Here is a 17,747-nt window from a genome sequence, read left to right as displayed (position 1 = left end):
CTCGGTTTCGGCTCGGGCATGACGTGCTGGCGCCGGCTGCGGGACTGGAACGAGGCCGGCGTCTGGCAACGTCTGCATGAGGTGCTGCTGGCCGAGCTGAATGCGGCGGCACGGCTCGACTGGTCCCGTTGCGTGGTCGACTCCTCGCACGTCAGGGCCCTAAAAGGGGGATCCACACGGGCCCGTCGCCGGTCGACCGGGGCAGGGCAGGCTCAAAGCACCATGTGATCACCGACGGGCACGGCACCCCGCTTGCCGTCATCCTCACCGGCGGCAACCGCAACGACGTCACCCAGCTGCTGCCCCTGCTCGATGCGATCCCACCCATCCGGGGCCGCATCGGCCGCCCCCGGCGCAAACCCGACTCGCTCTTCGCCGACCGTGGCTACGACCACGACATCTACCGCGACCAGGTCCGAGCCCGCGGCATCGAGCCCGCCATCGCCCGCCGAAACACCCGCCACGGCACCGGACTTGGTGTCTACCGATGGGTCGTGGAGCGGACCTTCGCCTGGCTGCACGGCTTCCGCCGACTCCGCGTCCGCTGGGAACGCCGAGCCGACATTGTGTTAGCCGTTCTAAGAGCCACCCCGCACAGGACACGGTCAGCGCGGTGCCCGGATGCCGTCGATGATGCGGGTCCAGTTGTCGCTGCCGTGTCCGTCCTCGATCGCGCGCCGGTAGTGGGCCCGCACGGCCAGGGGGAGCGCGAGGTCGAGCCCGAGCGCCGTGCTGGTCTCGACGATGTGATCGGAGGTGGCGCCCATCATGGTAATCGTGCTGAGGTCGCCGGGATGCTCTCCGGCATCCAGCGCGGCGCCGGGGTGCTCTTCGCCGGCCCTCAGGATGGCACCGAGCGAGTCGGCGGAGGAGAGCAGCTCCGGGAGCGCTTCCCGGGCCTTCATGCCTGCGGTGCCGAGCATCGCGGTGGCGTGCATCAGTGCCGACAAAGTGGTGAGGAACACCGTGAGTTGGGCCTGGTACATCATCTGGGCAAGGCCCGGGTCCTCTCCCAGGTGCTTAGGTGCGCCGAGCAGCGCCAACACCGCCCCGTGGCTCTCCATCACCTGGCCGGGGCCGCTGTAGTAGACGTGGGCGGCCTCCGTGCCGACCATCGGCGCCGGGACCATGACACCGCCGCTGAGAAAGGCGGCGCCGCGGCCCGCTGCCCACGATGCCGCCTCGCGGGTGCGGTCGGGGGTGTCGGAACTCAGATTGACCAGGGTCCGCCCGGCCAGCGATGCGGCGGTGCTGTCCAGGATGTCGTACATCGCCTGGTAGTCGGTGAGGCTGAGGAGGACGAGGTCACTCGCTTCGACCGCCTCGCCAGGTGTCGCGGCGAGCGTCGCACCGTCGGCGACGACGCCTTCGGCCCGGTCGGCGGTGCGGTTCCAGACGGTGACCGGGTGGCCGGCGGCGAGCAGGGTGCGGGTTATCGCCTGACCCATGGGGCCGAGTCCGATCACGGTGATGGTGCTGCCTTGGCTGAGGGTGCGGTGCTGTTCTTTGTTCACCACTCCATGGTCAAAGAGCGCCACTAGTCTGGGAAGTACCTACTATTTTCTGCGGTACTTACCTTTTAGTAAGGGGATCAGTGATGGCCAAGGCGCCGAGACGCGGGCCTTACATCTGCGGCATCGACGCCGCGCTCGATGTGGTGAGCGGCAAGTGGAAGGGGCTGATCCTCTGGGAACTCGACACCCATGGTGTACGCCGCTTCGCCGAACTCCGTCGCGGTCTGCCCGGGGTGAGCGAGAAGATGCTGACCCAGCACCTACGGGAGATGGAGGAGGACGGACTTGTGCACCGGGAGGTCTATGCCGAGGTGCCGCCGCGCGTGGAGTACTCCCTGACCGAGCAGGGGCGCACGCTCAATCAAGCGCTCGGGCCGCTCGGCGCCTGGGGCGGCGAACGGATGCGGCGCGAAGGCTTCGCCATGGTGGAGAGCTGACCGACGACCGGGTAGCGCCGGCCAAGACAGCAGACATCTCAGCCGACAGCCCGGGGGCCTCTCTGGCCCGCGTGCCTAAGACCATGTCCTACATGGTCAGCTTGAGGAACCGTTTGTAGCAGCAGAGAGCGGCTGCCAATCCGGGAAAGGCCGGGTAGTTGCCTGGTTTCCGCTCGTAGCGGTGGTTGAGTCGGCGGTAGCCGGTCAGCCAGGACATCGTGCGTTCGATAATCCACCTGCGGCGACCGAGCCGCTCGCTGGAGTCGATGCCCTTGCGGGCGATACGGACCCCGATGTGCTTGCCCCAGGGCCATCGCCGCAGGTGGGGTACGTCGTACGCCTTGTCGGCGTGGAGACGGCGGGGCTTCGATTCCGTTGCGTGGGATTCGTGTCCCATGTGGAAATGGGACAGCATCGGCTTCAGGGCCTGGCTGTCGTGGGTGTTGGCCGCGGAGAGCCCGACGCGTAGGGGCAGTCCGTCCGCGTCGGACAGGACGTGCATCTTGGAACCTGGCCTGCCCCGGTCCACGGGGCTCGGACCTGCAAGTTCGCCCCTTTTTTAGCACGGACATGGGCGGAGTCCAGGACCGCCCGGGACAGGTCGATCAAGTTCTCTTCGTCCAGGAGTTGGAGAATCTTCTGATGCAGCCGGCCCCACACCCCGGCTCTCGACCAGATGACGAAGCGACGGTGCACGGTCGACTTCGACGCACCGAAGCACGGGGGTAAAGCTCGCCAGGCACACCCGCTGACCAGCACGTAGATGATCGCTGCGAAAACCGCCTCATCATCGACGTTCGCGACCCCGCCGCCCTGCGGGCGCACCCGGGCCGGCGGGAGCAACGGCTTCGCCATCTCCCACAGTCCGTCCGGAACGATCCATCCCCACCGTCCACTCCCCATGACCAGTGCAACTACCAACTGATCATGTAGGACACGGTCTAAGTCGGCGCTCGAGGAGGCCGGTTGGCGCTCTGGCGGTGCGGGTCCCGTCAACCCACGGCGGGGAAGGCCGCGCCGATTACCCCCGAAGGGTGGGTTTGCCGTCAGGATCCTCGCAGCGGCAGCGCGGAGTGACAGTGACATATGCAAACCTCATATCGAGGCCCTCCCGCAACCCCGAGAAATCAACAAGCAACGGCAGATGCGATCCATCGCAGAGCCGAGGTGATCCTCGTACGCGACGTATGCGGACGACCAACAAGGCGACAAACGGTCGCAGTTGGCGGCAGGTCCCCCGGGGGACGGGAAACCCTTATCGGCTCATCGGTTGGCCGCGCGACGCTCACCTGCCCGGATTTTCCAGCTTGGATTCGTCTTCCGAGTGGGGTCGCTTATGCCAGTGGCAGGTGCGGACCGCCGGTGGTCACGCTGTCCGCAAATCAGGGGTGAGGTCACCCCCAGACGCGACAAGGGGAATCAATGATGTCTTACGACGGTGCGGACCCGGTGATTTTCCCCGCCGGCGCCGCGACGCAGACCAGCGCCGCGGAGGCGGCAAGAGACGAGTGGGACGCCGTGATCGTCGGCGGCGGCATGGCGGGTTCCATCGTCGCCGAGCAGTTGAGCCAGGCGGGCCACAGGGTGCTGATCCTCGAAGCCGGCCCCGGCAAGGACCTGGATCTCGCCGAGTACGAGTCGTACCTGTCGCGGTTCTACGGCGCGGCCGTCAAGGACAACCAGTCGCCGTACCCGTTCAATCCCAATGCCCGCATGCCCCGGAGCACCGACGTCGCCCCGGTGCATCCGGACACGCCCCGGGACGACTTCTACCTCGTGCAGAAGGACAAGTACTGCACGGACACCACCTTCACCCGGGTCCTCGGCGGCACCTCCATGCACTGGGAGGGGAAAGCGCTGCGCATGCTCCCCGAGGACTTCGACCTGCGGACCAAGTACGGCCAGGGTCTGAACTGGCCGCTCAGCTATGACGACTTGGAGCCCTACTACCGGCAGGCCGAGGCCGAACTGGGCGTATCCGCCGAAGTCGAGGACCAGGCATATCTGGGCATGCATTTCCCCAAGGGATACGTGTTCCCGATGCACCGCATGCCGCCGTCCTACCTCGACCAGACCGTCGCCCGAGGCGTGGACGGCATGCGGGTCACCCTGGCGGACGACGACTACACCCTCCAGGTGCGGAGCTTTCCGCAGGCCCGTAACGGCGTGCCGAACGCCGCGTACGACGGCGGCAAGGGCTTCGTCCCCGTCGGCGCGGTGAGCACGAGCCAGGTGGAGGAGGGCGAGCGCTGCCAGGGCAACACCAACTGCGTCCCGATCTGCCCGGTACAGGCCAAGTACCACGCGGGTAAGACGCTGACCAAGGCGCTCCGCAAGGGCAACGTCAAGATCGTGACGCAGGCCGTCGCGTCCAGGGTCGAGATCGACGAGCAGAACCGACGGGTGACCGGGATCACCGTCAAGAGCTACGAGTCGCTCCACTCCGACCGTCACGAGACACACACGGTGAAGGGCGCCGTCTACATCCTGTGCGCGCACGCCATCGAGAACGCCCGGCTCATGCTCGCCTCCGACATGCAGCGGATGAGCCGCAGCAAGCTGATCGGCCGCAACCTGATGGACCATGCCTACCTGCTGTCCTGGGGCCTGCTGCCCGAACCGGCCGGCACGATGCGGGGCACGTCCTGCACGAGCGGGATCACCGACCTGCGCGGCGGCCGGTTCCGCGGTACGCAGGCCGGGTTCGGTGTGGACATCCACAACGACGGCTGGGGGTGGGCAACCGGCTCGCCCTACACGGACCTGGTCGAACTCGTCGATCAACAGGGCCTGCGCGGAGCGGAGTTGCGCCGGACACTCGGCAACCAGATCTCCCGGCAACTGCTCCTGGCCTTCATGATCGACCTGCTGCCCGACAGGAACAACACGGTCACGGTCGACGACCGGTACAAGGACGCCCTCGGCAACGTGAAACCGGTGGTGTCGCTCAAGATTCCGCCCTACACCATGCGCGGCGCCGCGTTCGCCCGCAAGCTCGCGGCGGACATCTTCGCGAAGCTCGGCGCCGAGGACCGGACCACGTACTACGAGAACCGGCCCAGCGCCGTCGAGCATGACGGCCAGTGGTACAACATCGTGGGCGGCAACCACCTCGCGGGCACCCACATCATGGGCACCGACCCGGCGCACTCGGTGGTCGACCACACCCAGCAGTCGTGGGACCACGACAACCTCTACCTCGTCGGGCCCGGCAGCCTGCCCTCGATCGGCACGTCCAACATCAGCCTGACCATGGCGGCGCTCGCCTACCGCAGCTCGACCCACATCGACAAGCACCTGCGTGCCGCGAAGGCGCCGGCCACCGTCCGCGGCTAGCCCGCCGACAGCCACGCGACGCCGGCCACCGCCCCTGCCACCGCCCACGATTGGGGAAACATGTCCGTTTCCGAAGCGGAGCCGTCCCAGGACTCCAAGATCCAGACCATCGAGGAGCTGCACGAGTACCTCTACAAAGGGCTCCAGCTGGAGCACGCGACGCTCCCGCCCTATCTGACCGCCCTCTACTCGCTCCAGCCGGGGAAGAACGCGGATGCCTGGCACGTCATCCGGGTCGTGGCCGTCGAGGAGATGCTCCACCTCACCCTGGTCGCGAACGTCCTGAACGCCGTGGGCGGGACGCCGGACCTTACCAAGTCCGGCTTCGTGCCGAGGTATCCGACGCATCTGCCGTGCGGTCCGGACCACTTCGAGGTGCATCTGCGACCGTTCTCCCACGAGGCGCTCGACACGTTCCTGATGATCGAGAAGCCCGCGCAGGCGAAGGCCGGGGAAGACAGGTTCGTGCCGATGGACTGGGCGGCCCTAGGGGTTACGTCCGACGGCGCGGCGCCGTCAGCGGAGAAGCTGGCCGAAGTCGAGCAGTCCGGCACCGTCCTCGGCCTCGTCCCCGGCGAACCCACCCAGCGCTTCCTGAGCATCGGTGAGTTCTACGAGGAGATCATCCGGGGGATCAACCACCTGGAGGACCAGGCCCGTACGGCGGGGACGACGATCTTCACCGGCGATCCCGCGCGCCAGGTGTCCCCCGAGTACTTCTACTCGGGCGGCGGCGACGTGATCGAGGTGACCGGCCGCGACACCGCGGTAGCGGCGCTCACCCTCGTCGCGGAACAAGGCGAAGGACTGTACGGCGGAATCTTCGACAGCCAGGACGAGATCGCCCACTACTACAGGTTCCAGCAATTGAAGAAGGGGCGGTACTACCAGAAGGGCGACGCGCCGGACGCGCCTACCGGCCCGGTTCTGCACGTCGACTGGAGTGCCGTCTATCCGGTGAAGCCGGACATCAAGCTGGCGGACCTCGCGCGAGACCCGGAAATCCTGGCGGCGGCCGAGGAGTTCAACACGTCCTACGCCGCCTTCCTGAGGAACGTCAATCTGGCCTACAACGGCCAACCCGACCTGCTGCTCAAGGCGGTCTGGGAGATGTTCCGCATTCGCGACAGCATGAACCGGCTCATCCGCAACCCGCTCACCGGGCATCCAGGCGCGAACGCCGGCCCGACATTCGAGCTCTAGACCGTCGAAGGAGGCGGCATCGTGACGCAAGGAACGACCACAGAAGACTCGCTGCGCGCATTCGTGAAGTTCTCGGCCACCGTGACCGGGTTCAGCGAGTTCGACCTCTGGGGAACGGGTCAGGCGGAGGCGTACCACGCAACGGTCGTGCGGGAGGCGGGGCCGGGTGTGATCCAGAGCCTGATCGCGCCCGATCCCGCGGCCGGCCCCGCCGAACCCCTGGTGAAGAGCATCATCAAACTCTGGTACGTCGGCGTCTGGTACGGCCCCGGGCTGACGGGACGCGTGGACGTGGCGGCCTGGACGGCGCCCGGCCGGAGCGGAGCGAAGCCCGCCGTCCCGGACGACAGCCGGCCCGAGCAGAGCGGGCCCGCACAGGCCGCGGCCGGACAGCACCGGGCCGGGGAGGGGAGCGCGCACGGCAGAGACGGACGTACACCCCCGTTCGTCGTCTCCCCCGACGCCTACACCGAGGGACTGCTGTGGCGGGCGATCGGTGCCCACCCGTCCGGCGCGAAGGCCCCGGGCTACGGATCGTGGGCCACTCCGCCCACCGTCGACAACCCCCACAAGCAGAAGGTGTCATGACCGAACTGTCCCGAACCCGGGTCGCGGCAAGGTGTCGCCCCGTACCCGGCCGACCCCGCCGAGGGACGGCTCGTCATCGACGCTGAACAGCGCGGCAGGAAGGGACGACGGTGCGGGGGACGAGCGGTCCGCCGTGATCGCGGCCGCCCCCGGACCCCCGCCCCCGCGCACTTCCCGAAGGGCCGGTTCAGGAGTGCTTGTACGCGACCAGCGCCGTCGTCACCAGGCACGGTGACGGCGGGACCACCGCGACGCGCAGGGTCCCGCGCGCGGCGTCGTAGTCGATGCCCTCCGCCTCGAACGAGCCCGAGCAGACGCTGCGCTGCGGGATGGCGAACGCGGTCGTGACGTGCCCCGCGACCGGGTTCCCGTCCAGCGGGCGGTCGAGGGCGACCTCCAGGACCTCCTTGGCGGCGTCGTCGGACGAGCACAGCAGATGCGTGGCGTCGGTGAAGTCGCAGCCCTGGATGTTCTCCACGCCCCGGTCGAGCGTGATCTGCCCGGCCTGCGGGAGGTTCGCGCCCGGCGCCGGCGCGGCCGGGTTCAGCACCGGGGTGGGGAAGACCTGCAAGCGGTTCATGGCGCCCCACTCACCGGAGACCAGCCACTGCCCGTCCGGTGACACGGATGCGAAGGAGTTGTTCAGCAACTCGTCCTGGTCGAGGGCGTGTTCGTACGTGGTGCGTTTGCCGTCCGGGCCGGTCGCCGCGAACATCTTCTTCTTGGCGTCGTCGCCGCCCTGGTAGGCGTCGAAGGTGTACCCGCCCGCCACGTCCGGGTCGCCGACGTGCGACCAGCCGGCTATGCGCAGGGCCAGCGGGACCGAGGCGAGTCCCCGGGTCACGAGGGAGCCGTCGGCACGGCTCGCCAGCCCCTGGCCGCCGGTCAGCGAGTTCACCGTCGTCGTGCCGGTCTCGGTCCAGGCGGGCGCGGCCGTCGCCGACGCGGTGCCCGCGCCGAGGACGAGCGCACCGGTCAGTGCGGTCAGGGTGAGCAGCTGGCGTCTCGTGCGCCGGTTCATGGGGCCTCCGCCGGTCGAAGATCGGGTCGGGGACCAGGCTGCCCTACGATCGCGCCATGAGGCTGACGATTCTCGGCGGTGGCGGATTCCGGGTGCCCCTCGTGTACGGAGCGCTCCTCGCCGACCGCGCGCCGGGCCGGGTCACCGAGGTCACGCTGCACGATGTCGACACGGACCGGCTCAAAGCGATCACCGGAGTACTGGCGGAACAAGCCACCGGCGTGCCCGACGCGCCCGCCGTGCGCGCGACGACCGATCTCGACGAGGCGCTGCGCGGCGCCGACTTCGTCTTCTCCGCGATCCGCGTCGGCGGCCTCGCGGGCCGCGCCGCCGACGAACGGGTCGCGCTGGCCGAAGGCGTCCTGGGCCAGGAGACGGTCGGCGCGGGCGGCATCGCGTACGGGCTGCGGACCGTGCCCGTCGCCGTGCACATCGCCCGCCGCGTCAAGGCAGTGGCGCCCGACGCCTGGGTCATCAACTTCACCAACCCGGCGGGCCTGGTCACCGAGGCCATGTCCCGGCAGCTGGGCGACCGCGTCATCGGCATCTGCGACTCGCCCGTCGGCCTCGGCCGCCGCGTCGCCCGGGTGCTCGGCGCGGACCCGGCCGACGCCCGGGTCGACTACGTCGGCCTCAACCACCTCGGCTGGCTGCGCGGCCTGCGCGTGGGCGGCCGCGACGAGCTGCCCCGGCTGCTCGCCGACGAGAGGCTGCTCGGCTCCTTCGAGGAGGGCCGCCTCTTCGGACCCGGCTGGCTCCGCTCGCTCGGCGCGATCCCCAACGAGTACCTGCACTACTACTACTTCAACCGCGAGACCGTCCGCGCCTACCAGGAGGCCGAGCGCACGCGCGGCGCCTTCCTCGCCGACCAGCAGTCCGCCTTCTACGCCGACCCCTCCTACGCCGCCTGGGACCGCACCCGCGCCGAGCGTGAGGCCACGTACATGGCGGACAACCGCGAGGCATCCGGCGCGGGGGAGAGGGACGCGGCCGACCTGGAGGAATCCGGCGGCTACGAGAAGGTGGCGCTCGCCCTGATGCGGGCCATCGCCCGCGACGAACGCGCCACGCTCATCCTCAACGTCCGCAACCGGCACACCCTCGCCGTCCTGGACGAGGACGCCGTCATCGAGGTCCCCTGCCTCGTGGACGCGAGCGGCGCCCACCCCGTCGCCGTCGACCCGCTGCCCCTGCACGCCACCGGCCTGGTCACCGCGGTCAAGGCCGTGGAGCGCGAGGTGCTCGCGGCGGCCGCGTCCGGGTCGCGGGCCACCGCGGTGAAGGCGTTCGCGCTGCACCCCCTCGTGGACTCCGTGACGGTGGCAGGCCGCCTGGTCGACGGCTACATCAGCGCGCACCCCGGGCTCGGCTACCTCTCCCGTGGAGGGCGGCGTAAGGACGTGTAAAGGCTTGTAAAGACGGTAGTGGGAAAGGGCGGCCCTGAAGGCCGCCCTTTCGCGTTCTGACGTCGTCTCCTCACTCCCCGTGCGGAAGCAACTCCTCCGCCGGTGTGATGCGTTCTACAGAGAGAATCTGAGAAATCCCTCAGGACAGTGACGCCGGAGAGTCACCATGCGCTTGACTTGGTGGGCCCCCAACTAGGAGTACTCATGCGACCGTTCGCACTGAACTACGCTCGCCCCACGCGAGAGGCTGAGGTCAGCGCGGTGTACACATACGACTCCGCACTGCAATTGAATGTGCTGCCCGACGGCGGAGTGGCCGCGCGCGACTACGCAGTGTTGCGAGAATGCGCGGCCACCACCTCGACCGCCGGATCCAAAACCCATTTCGACGACTGAGCGGCCGCGCGGAATGACGGTGCTGATCCTGACGAGTGATCAAGATGTGACGGCCGACATGGCGGTGGTCGAATTGAACGCCCGGGGAATCCCCGTCCTGCGGCTCGACCCGGCCGAACTGCCGGGCGGCGTCGACCTGTCGGGGGAGTACGCGCACGGGGACTTCGAGGGCCACCTCTCCGTGGGCGGGCGCGTGGTGAGCATGGCAGGGCTGCGCTCCATCTGGGTGCGCAGGCCCGGCGTGCCGGCCGCGCACGCCGACGCCGCGTCCGCCTGGCTCACCGAGGAGGCCTCGCAGGCCCTGTACGGCATGCTGCGCTGCACCGGCGCGCGGTGGATGAACCACCCCGACGCCGCCCGCCAGGCCCGGCACAAGCCCTGGCAGCTGTGGCTGGCCCGGGAGTGCGGGCTCCCCGTGCCGGCCACGCTCATCACGACGTTCCCCCGGGTGGCGCGGGCCTTCGCCGAGCGCTACCCCGACCTCGTCGTCAAACCGGTCTCCGGCGCGCACCCCGGCGACGGCACGCTCGCGGTGCCGACCACCCGGGTGCGGCCCGGCGAGGACTACCGCGCCGTGGCGCACGGCCCGACCCTGCTCCAGCGCCGGGTCCGCAAGCGGGCCGACATCCGGCTGACCTGCGTCGGCGAGCAGCTGTTCGCCGCCCGCGCGGCGAGCGGCGCGCCCGGCGCCGACGCCCCGGACACCGCCGGCGTGGGCGGTGTGGGCGGTGTGGGCGGTGTGGTCGACGTGCGCTTCGACCCCGACGCGGGGCCCTGGCGCCCGGTGGACGTGCCCCGGCGCGTGGCCGACGCCGTCCACGGCTATCTGACGCGGGCCGGTCTCGCGTACGGCGCCTTCGACTTCGCCGAGGACGCAGACGGGATCTGGTGGTTCCTGGAGTGCAACCAGTCCGGCCAGTTCGGCTTCGTGGAGATCGAGACGGGGCAGCCCATCGGCCGGGCCGTGGCGGAGTGGCTCGCGGGCGAGCCGCTCGGTCCGGCCGGGCCACCGGACGCCGACGCGTGCCGCGCCGATCCGACGCACCCTTGATCTTCGGGCGGGGGCCGGTGAGACAGTACGCGGGAGGGGTGCCTGGACCGTGGGCACCCGGCGCGCCCCGGACGGGCCGTGAACTCCGGGGCGCGGCGCCCTGCCCCGCTGGACCACCGGCCGAAGGAGTCCCCGCATGACCGACGCATCCCCCCAGTGCACGACCCGCCAGGGTGCCGTCCGCGGCCGCGCGGAGCACGGGGTCGCCGCGTTCCTCGGAGTGCCGTACGCCGCCGCGCCGTTCGGGCCGCTCCGGTTCGCCGCGCCCGTCCCGGCCGAGCCCTGGACCGGGGTGCGGGACGCCACCGCGTACGGGCCGACCGCGCCCAAGGCCCCGTACACGCCGCCCTTCGACACGCTCATCCCGGACACCTCCATGCCGGGCGAGGAGTGCCTCAACCTCAACATCTGGACCCCGGAGCCGGGCCCGGGCGCGCGGCTGCCGGTCATGGTCTGGCTGCACGGCGGCGCCTTCACGAACGGCTCGGCGAACGCCTCCGGCTACCGCGGCCACACCTTCGCCCGCGACGGCGTCGTCTTCGTCGGCGTCAACTACCGCCTGGGCACGGACGGATTCATGCACCTGCCCGGCGCCCCGGACAACCGCGGCCTGCTCGACCAGATCGCCGCGCTGACCTGGGTGCGCGACAACATCGCGGCGTTCGGCGGCGACCCGGACCGCGTCACCGTCTTCGGCGAGTCGGCGGGCGGCGTGGCGATCGGGCAGCTGCTGGCGGAGCCGCGCGCCCGGGGCCTGTTCCGGCGGGCCGTGCTGCAGAGCGGGGCGTGCCACCACTTCATCCGCCCGGACACGGCGCGCCGGATCGGCGAGCGGTTCGCGCGGCAGCTCGGGGTGGCGTACACCGCCGAAGCGTTCGCGGCCGTCCCGCTGGACCAGCTCATCGCCGGACAGGCCGGGTTGCGGGCCGACTTCGCCGGCCGGCCCGATCCGGCGGTGTGGGGCGAGGCGGCGCTCAACGGCATGGTCTTCGAACCGGTCGCCGAGGAGCTGCGGCTGCCGGGACCGCAGCTCGGCATCGACCTGCTGGCCGGCTCCAACCGGGAGGAGAACCGGCTCTACATGGTGCCGGCGGGCCGCTTCGACACCATCTCCGAGCGGCGGGTCGAGCGGGGCGCCGAGGCGTTCGGCGCGGACCTCGACGGGTACCGGGCGGCGCGCCCCGGCGCCACGCCGGGAGAGCTGCTCGACGCGCTCGTCACCGACTGGTTCTGGCGCCTCCCGGCCGTCCGCCTGGCCGAGGCCGTGCCGGGCACGCACCTCTACGAGTTCGCGTGGCGCTCCCCGCGGTTCGACGGCGAGCTGGGCGCCTGCCACGCCCTGGAGCTGGGCTTCGTCTTCGACCTGCTCGACGACGGTGACTACGTGCCCATGACCGGGGAGAAGGCGCCGCGCGAGCTGGCCCGGACCGTGCACGCCGCGTGGGTGGCGTTCGCGGAGACCGGCGACCCGGGCTGGCCCGCGTACGACCCGGCCGGGGAGCGGACGACGATGGTGTTCGACGAGGGCGCCTGCCGGCCCGAGGCCGATCCGCGGCGGGCGGAGCGGGAACTGTGGGACGGCGTGCGCTGAGCGCGGGCGCCGGGCGAGAGGGGTCCGGGACAGGCTCCCACAGGCCGTGACGTCGCGCCCCGGCCGCACACATTTTGCGCGACTGTCACCCCGCTCCCCTTTCCTTCACCCCCGCTCGTCTTGAACACTCCCCGTTGCCCCTCATCGTGGACGGACCAACCCCCGAGGCAACAGGAGATCCCCCCACCCATGACCGAACTCAATCGGCGCCGCTTCCTCCAGATCGCCGGCGGCACCGCCGCCTTCACGGCGCTCTCCGGCTCCATCGACCGCGCCGCGGCCATCCCCGCGGCCCGCCGCAGCGGCACCGTCAAGGACATCGAGCACATCGTGGTGCTCATGCAGGAGAATCGATCCTTCGACCATTACTTCGGGTCGATGAAGGGCGTGCGCGGCTTCGGCGACCCGCGGCCGGTGACGCTGCCGAGCGGCAAGCCGGTCTGGCACCAGTCGAGCCTGGGCAAGGAGACGCTGCCGTACCACCCGGACGCGGACGACCTCGGCATGCAGTTCATCGCCGGGCTCGACCACGACTGGGCGGGCGGGCACAGCGCTTTCAACAAGGGCAAGTACGACAACTGGATCGCCGCCAAGGGCACCGGCACGATGGCCTACCTCACCCGGCAGGACATCCCCTTCCACTACGCGCTCGCCGACAAGTTCACCGTCTGCGACGACTACCACTGCTCGTTCATCGGCGCGACCGACCCGAACCGCTACTACATGCTCACCGGCCACGTCGGCAACGACGGCACCGGCGGCGGCCCGGTCCTCGGCAACGAGGAGGCGGGCTACGGCTGGACCACGTACGCCGAGCGCCTGGAGAAGGCGGGCGTCTCCTGGAAGGTCTACCAGGACATCGGCGACGGCCTCGACGCGGCCGGCGGCTGGGGCTGGATCGACGACGCCTACCGCGGCAACTACGGCGACAACTCGCTGCTCTACTTCAACAACTACCGCAACGCCAAGCCCGGCGACGCCCTGTACGAGAAGGCCCGCACCGGCACGAACGCCAAGGCGGGCGACGGCTACTTCGACCGCCTCAGGGCCGACGTGAAGGCCGGGAAGCTGCCGAAGATCTCCTGGATCGCGGCGCCCGAGGCGTTCTCCGAGCACCCGAACTGGCCCGCGAACTACGGGGCCTGGTACATCTCCCAGGTACTCGACGCGCTCACCTCCAACCCCGAGGTGTGGAGCAGGACGGCCCTGTTCATCACGTACGACGAGAACGACGGCTACTTCGACCACGTCGTGCCGCCCTACGCGCCCGCCTCCGCCGACCAGGGTCTGTCGACCGTCGACACGAAGCTCGACTACTACCCGGGCGGCACCCGCGCCGCGGGCCCCTACGGGCTCGGCCAGCGCGTGCCGATGCTCGTGGTCTCGCCCTGGTCGACCGGCGGGTACGTGTGCTCGGAGACCTTCGACCACACCTCGATCATCCGCTTCATGGAGAACCGGTTCGGGGTGAAGGAGACCAACATCTCGCCCTGGCGCCGCGCCATCTGCGGCGACCTGACCTCAGCCTTCGACTTCTCCCTCACGGTCACCGACCCGGCCGACCTGCCCGGCACCGCCGGGTACGAGCCGCCGGACCGGGAACGGCACAGCAGCTACGTGCCCAAGCCGCCCGCGCAGGGTGTGCTCCCCAAGCAGGAGAGGGGCTCCCGGCCCAGCCGCCCGCTCGGCTACGCGCCCTACGTCGACGGGGCGCAGGACCTGGCGACCGGCAAGTACAAGCTGACGTTCAGCGGCGGCGCCACCAAGGGCGCGGCCTTCCAGGTGCGCTCCCAGAGCCGCACCGACGGCCCGTGGACCTACACGGCCGAGGCCGCCAAGTCGCTCTCCGACAGCTGGAACTCGCTCTACTCCGGCGGCAAGTACGACCTCACGGTGCACGGCCCCAACGGCTTCCTGCGCGCCTTCGCGGGCAACAACAAGGTGGCCGAGCCCGAGGTGACCGCGCGCCATGACGGCACCACCGGGAACCTGAAGCTGACCCTGAGGAACCCGACCACCGCCGACGTCCACCTCACCGTCACCAACGCCTACGGCGGCACGCCGCAGACGTACACGGTGCGGGCCGGTGCCACCTCCCAGCAGACCGTGGACCTGCGCGCCACCAAGCGCTGGTACGACCTGAAGATCGTCGTCGAGGGCAACACCGGCTATCTGCGGCGGCTGGCCGGTCACGTCGAGAACGGGCAGGCCGGAGTGAGCGACCCGGCCCTCGCCACCGTCTGACCCCGGCGCCCCTCCCGTCCCGGCGACCCGGGGCGGCAGGGGCGTACGTCACACCTGACGGCCCAGGCCGGGTCACAGGGCGCCGCGATAGTGTGCCCCGGTGACGACAGAATCGAACACCCCTGCAGGCTGGTACCCGGACCCGCAGGGCGCTGCCCAGACGCTGCGGTGGTGGGACGGTGCCCAGTGGACCGACCACACGCACGCGCAGGGAGCGGCCCCGGCGCAGGCCCAGGCGCCCGCCGCGACGCCGGTGCCCCAGCAGCCCGCCCAGGCTCAGCAGCCGTACGGCGCACCGGCGCAGCAGCCTTTCGGCGGGCAGGCGCAGCAGCAGGCGGACGCGGGCCGCGTCCAGCGGCAGGTGCAGCGGCAGGCCGGGGTCGCGGGGGCCGGGCAGGGCGGCGGCACGCTCTTCACCGAGCCGGTCCTGGTCGTGAACCAGAAGGCCAAGCTGATCGAGCTGACCAACGAGTACAGCGTCATGGACCAGCACGGCACCGTGCTGGGCTCGGTGTCCGAGATCGGCCAGAGCAGCCTGAAGAAAGCGCTGCGCTTCGTCTCCAGCGTCGATCAGTTCATGACGCACAAGCTGGAGATCCGCGACGCGTACGGGCAGCCGCAGCTGGTCCTCACGCGCCCCGCGAAGATCATGAAGTCCCGGGTCGTCGTGGAGCGCCCGGACGGCTCGCCGGTCGGCGAGATCGTGCAGCAGAACATGATCGGCAAGATCAACTTCGCGATGACTGTGAACGGTCAGCAGGTCGGCGCGATCAAGGCGGAGAACTGGCGGGCCTGGAACTTCGCGATCGTCGACCACGCGGACCAGGAGGTCGCCCGCATCACGAAGACGTGGGAGGGCCTCGCCAAGACGATGTTCACGACCGCGGACAACTACGTCCTGCAGATCCACTTCCAGCTGCCCGAGCCGCTCCTGAGCCTCGTCGTGGCGACGGCCCTGACCGTGGACACCGCCCTGAAGCAGGACTCCCGCGGCTTCGGGTGAGCCGCCGCCGGGGCCCGTCAGGACGCGCGCAGGCGCAGCGGTTCGGGCTCCGGCTGGGCCGGGATCGCCGGCAGCGTCACCACGGTGGTCCGGGGCGCCGCGGCCGGCGCCGGGGTGCGGGTCAGCAGGACGACCCCGCGCGCGGCCAGCACCGCTCCGGCGCCGGCGAGGACCAGTCCGGCCACGCCGCCCTGGAGCCGCTCGCCGAGCAGGGACAGACCGATGACCGCGGCGGCCACCGGGTTCGCCAGGGTCACCACCGCCAGCGGCGCGCCGAGCCCGCCGCGGTACGCGGTCTGGGAGAGCAGCAGGCCGCCCGCGGCGAACGCCGCGACCAGCAGCGCCACCACGATCACCTGCGGGGCGAGCAGCGGCCCCGAGCGGTCCGTCGCCGCGACGGTGACCGTCTGGGTCAGCGCGGAGGCGACACCCGAGGCGAGTCCGGAGGCGGTCGCGTGCCGCAGGCCCGGCTTCGCGCCGCGCCGGGACAGCGTCCCGATGAGCGCCGCCGTGGCCCCCGCCACCGCGAGCGCCTCGGGCAGCGAGAGCGTGTCGTCGGGGGCGGGTCCCGAAGCCGTGACGAGCAGCGCGCCCAGGCCCGCGAGGGTCAGGGCGGTGCCGCGCCACTCGGCCGCCGTGACGTGCCGGCCGGCGATCCTGGCGCCGAGCGGGACGGCGGCGACGAGCGTGAGTGCGCCGAGTGGCTGCACCAGCGTGAGCGGCCCGTACTTGAGCGCGGCGACGTGCAGCAGCGCGGCCCCGGCGTTCAGCACGACCGACCACCACCAGGAGCCGGTGCCGAGCAGCCGGAGCAGGCCCGTGCCGGCGCCGGCGGTGCGGGCCGCGAGCCGCTCCTGGGCCACCGCCGCCGCGGCGTAGGCCACCGCGGAGACGAGCGAGAGCGCGACGGCGAGCAGCGTGGCGCTCATCGCGGGGCTCCGGCCGGGACGAGCTGCGGAGCGGTGGCCGCGGAGGTCGAGCCCGGGGTCGCGGAGACGTGCAGCGGTATCCGGATCGGCATGCGCTCCAGGACGTCCGAGGCGGACAGCGAGTCCGGCGGCGTACGGAACGCGGCGGCGGGCCGCCAGGGCGCGGGCGCCGGTGTGCCGTGCGCCGGGATCGCGGCCGGGGCGGTGGTGGCCGCCGGGGCGGGCAGCAGGTGGCGGCGGAGCGCGGCCGGGCCGCCGACGGTCACCGGCATCCGGATCACCGCGAGGGCGAGTCCGAGCAGCGCCGTCGCCACGATCGTGTCGAGCCAGTAGTGGTTCGCCGTGCCGACGATCACCAGCAGGGTGAGCAGCGGGTGCAGCAGCCAGAGCCAGCGCAGGCGCGACGTCGTGGCGACGATCAGGGCGATCGCCACCATCAGGGCCCAGCCGAAGTGGAGCGAGGGCATGGCGGCGAACTGGTTGGCCATCGTGTCCGTCGCGGGCTTGGCCGCGTAGACGGAGGGGCCGAAGACCTGCGCGGTGTCGACGAGGTGGGCGGCGGCCAGCATCCGCGGCGGCGCCAGGGGGAAGCCGAGGTGGAGCACGAGCGCCGCGGCCGTCAGCACGGCGAGCACCCGCCGTGTCCACACGTAGTGGCGCGGGCGGCGCAGGTACAGGAAGACGAGCAGGGCGAGCGTGGCGGGGAAGTGCACGGTCGCGTAGTAGGTGTTCGCGAGGTGCACGAGGGTGTCGCTGTGCAGCAGGACGCCCTGGACGGCGCCCTCGCCGGGCAGGTGGACGGCCCGCTCGGCGTGCCACACCTCGCCGGCGTTGCGGAACGCCTCGGCGGTGTGACCGTTGGCGAGCTGCCGGCCGAACTTGTAGACGAGGAAAAGTCCTACGACGAGTAGGAGCTCGCGGACCAGGGGCGGTCGGGCAGATCGGCTGTCCGGCTCCGGTTCGACAGGCTCGGTGCGGGAATCCATCCCCCGGCCCCTTTTCGTGACGACTGGGTAGTGCGTGATGTA

General features: G+C 70.9%; 15 protein-coding genes and 1 pseudogene. 11 read left to right on the top strand and 5 right to left on the bottom strand.

Translation table 11 applies throughout. The features are described 5' to 3' along the window. Window positions 1-584: pseudogene (locus ABZY33_RS03535) on the top strand (IS5 family transposase); the annotation flags it as partial. Window positions 585-605: 21 nt separating this feature from the next. On the opposite strand, the gene ABZY33_RS03530 reads toward ABZY33_RS03535, so the two are convergent. Beyond that, entirely contained in the window at window positions 606-1,514 is a 909-nt protein-coding gene (locus ABZY33_RS03530; protein ID WP_356489774.1) for an NAD(P)-binding domain-containing protein, read from the bottom strand. Window positions 1,515-1,597: 83 nt separating this feature from the next. Here ABZY33_RS03530 and ABZY33_RS03525 point away from each other — a divergent pair, with 83 nt between their 5' ends. Then, window positions 1,598-1,951: a helix-turn-helix domain-containing protein gene (locus tag ABZY33_RS03525; protein WP_356489773.1), complete on the top strand. Its 354-nt coding sequence runs from the start codon at window positions 1,598-1,600 to the stop codon at window positions 1,949-1,951. An 88-nt stretch (window positions 1,952-2,039) separates the two neighbouring features. Here the strand turns inward: ABZY33_RS03525 and ABZY33_RS03520 are convergent. Beyond that, window positions 2,040-2,854 (bottom strand): IS5 family transposase gene (locus ABZY33_RS03520; protein WP_356489772.1). Its coding sequence is split into 2 segments (ribosomal slippage): window positions 2,040-2,506 and window positions 2,506-2,854, totalling 816 coding nucleotides; the frame shifts between segments, so codons are not numbered across the junction. 519 nt (window positions 2,855-3,373) lie between these two features. On the opposite strand from ABZY33_RS03520, the gene ABZY33_RS03515 reads away from it, so the two are divergent. The 3 genes from ABZY33_RS03515 to ABZY33_RS03505 are packed head-to-tail and all read left to right on the top strand — an operon-like array spanning window position 3,374 to window position 7,078. Beyond that, complete coding sequence (locus tag ABZY33_RS03515; protein ID WP_356489771.1) at window positions 3,374-5,287, top strand: GMC family oxidoreductase; 1,914 nt, start codon at window positions 3,374-3,376, stop codon at window positions 5,285-5,287. 60 nt (window positions 5,288-5,347) lie between these two features. Continuing rightward, window positions 5,348-6,490, top strand: coding sequence for a ferritin-like protein (locus ABZY33_RS03510; RefSeq protein ID WP_356489770.1), 1,143 nt, complete (start codon window positions 5,348-5,350; stop codon window positions 6,488-6,490). 21 nt (window positions 6,491-6,511) lie between these two features. After that, window positions 6,512-7,078 (top strand): hypothetical protein, encoded by a 567-nt coding sequence (locus ABZY33_RS03505; RefSeq protein WP_356489769.1) that lies wholly within the window; start codon window positions 6,512-6,514, stop codon window positions 7,076-7,078. Between the two features lie 187 nt (window positions 7,079-7,265). Here the strand turns inward: ABZY33_RS03505 and ABZY33_RS03500 are convergent, their stop codons facing one another. Continuing rightward, entirely contained in the window at window positions 7,266-8,099 is an 834-nt protein-coding gene (locus ABZY33_RS03500; RefSeq protein ID WP_356489768.1) for a hypothetical protein, read from the bottom strand. Between the two features lie 56 nt (window positions 8,100-8,155). Between ABZY33_RS03500 and ABZY33_RS03495 the strand changes: the two genes are divergently transcribed. From ABZY33_RS03495 to ABZY33_RS03470, 6 genes are all read left to right on the top strand, one after another. After that, window positions 8,156-9,505, top strand: coding sequence for a 6-phospho-beta-glucosidase (locus ABZY33_RS03495; protein WP_356489767.1), 1,350 nt, complete (start codon window positions 8,156-8,158; stop codon window positions 9,503-9,505). Window positions 9,506-9,709: 204 nt separating this feature from the next. Next, window positions 9,710-9,901 carry a putative ATP-grasp-modified RiPP gene (gene tgmA, locus ABZY33_RS03490; RefSeq protein ID WP_356489766.1) on the top strand — a complete coding sequence of 64 codons (192 nt, stop codon included), beginning with the start codon at window positions 9,710-9,712 and terminating at the stop codon, window positions 9,899-9,901. A 13-nt stretch (window positions 9,902-9,914) separates the two neighbouring features. Next, the gene (tgmB, locus tag ABZY33_RS03485; protein ID WP_356489765.1) at window positions 9,915-10,952 is read left to right on the top strand and encodes an ATP-grasp ribosomal peptide maturase; all 1,038 of its coding nucleotides are present in this window, start codon (window positions 9,915-9,917) and stop codon (window positions 10,950-10,952) included. A gap of 136 nt (window positions 10,953-11,088) precedes the next feature. Continuing rightward, complete coding sequence (locus tag ABZY33_RS03480) at window positions 11,089-12,543, top strand: carboxylesterase family protein (protein ID WP_356489764.1); 1,455 nt, start codon at window positions 11,089-11,091, stop codon at window positions 12,541-12,543. A gap of 189 nt (window positions 12,544-12,732) precedes the next feature. Further along, on the top strand, window positions 12,733-14,787 hold the full coding sequence (locus ABZY33_RS03475) for a phosphocholine-specific phospholipase C (protein ID WP_356489763.1): 2,055 nt from the start codon (window positions 12,733-12,735) through the stop codon (window positions 14,785-14,787). Between the two features lie 100 nt (window positions 14,788-14,887). Next, window positions 14,888-15,790: a phospholipid scramblase-related protein gene (locus tag ABZY33_RS03470; protein ID WP_356489762.1), complete on the top strand. Its 903-nt coding sequence runs from the start codon at window positions 14,888-14,890 to the stop codon at window positions 15,788-15,790. 17 nt (window positions 15,791-15,807) lie between these two features. On the opposite strand, the gene ABZY33_RS03465 is transcribed toward ABZY33_RS03470, so the two are convergent. Continuing rightward, window positions 15,808-16,719: a DMT family transporter gene (locus ABZY33_RS03465; protein WP_356489761.1), complete on the bottom strand. Its 912-nt coding sequence runs from the start codon at window positions 16,717-16,719 to the stop codon at window positions 15,808-15,810. After that, complete coding sequence (locus tag ABZY33_RS03460; protein WP_356489760.1) at window positions 16,716-17,705, bottom strand: phosphatase PAP2 family protein; 990 nt, start codon at window positions 17,703-17,705, stop codon at window positions 16,716-16,718. The genes ABZY33_RS03465 and ABZY33_RS03460 overlap by 4 nt, the downstream gene beginning before the upstream one ends. Between the last annotated feature and the right edge of the window lie 42 nt (window positions 17,706-17,747).

It is taken from the genome of Streptomyces sp. NPDC006552, assembly GCF_040611655.1.
In the GTDB taxonomy this organism is placed as follows: domain Bacteria; phylum Actinomycetota; class Actinomycetes; order Streptomycetales; family Streptomycetaceae; genus Streptomyces.
The sequence above is the reverse complement of the archived record's forward strand: the minus strand, read 5'-3'. Positions and strand labels throughout refer to the sequence as shown.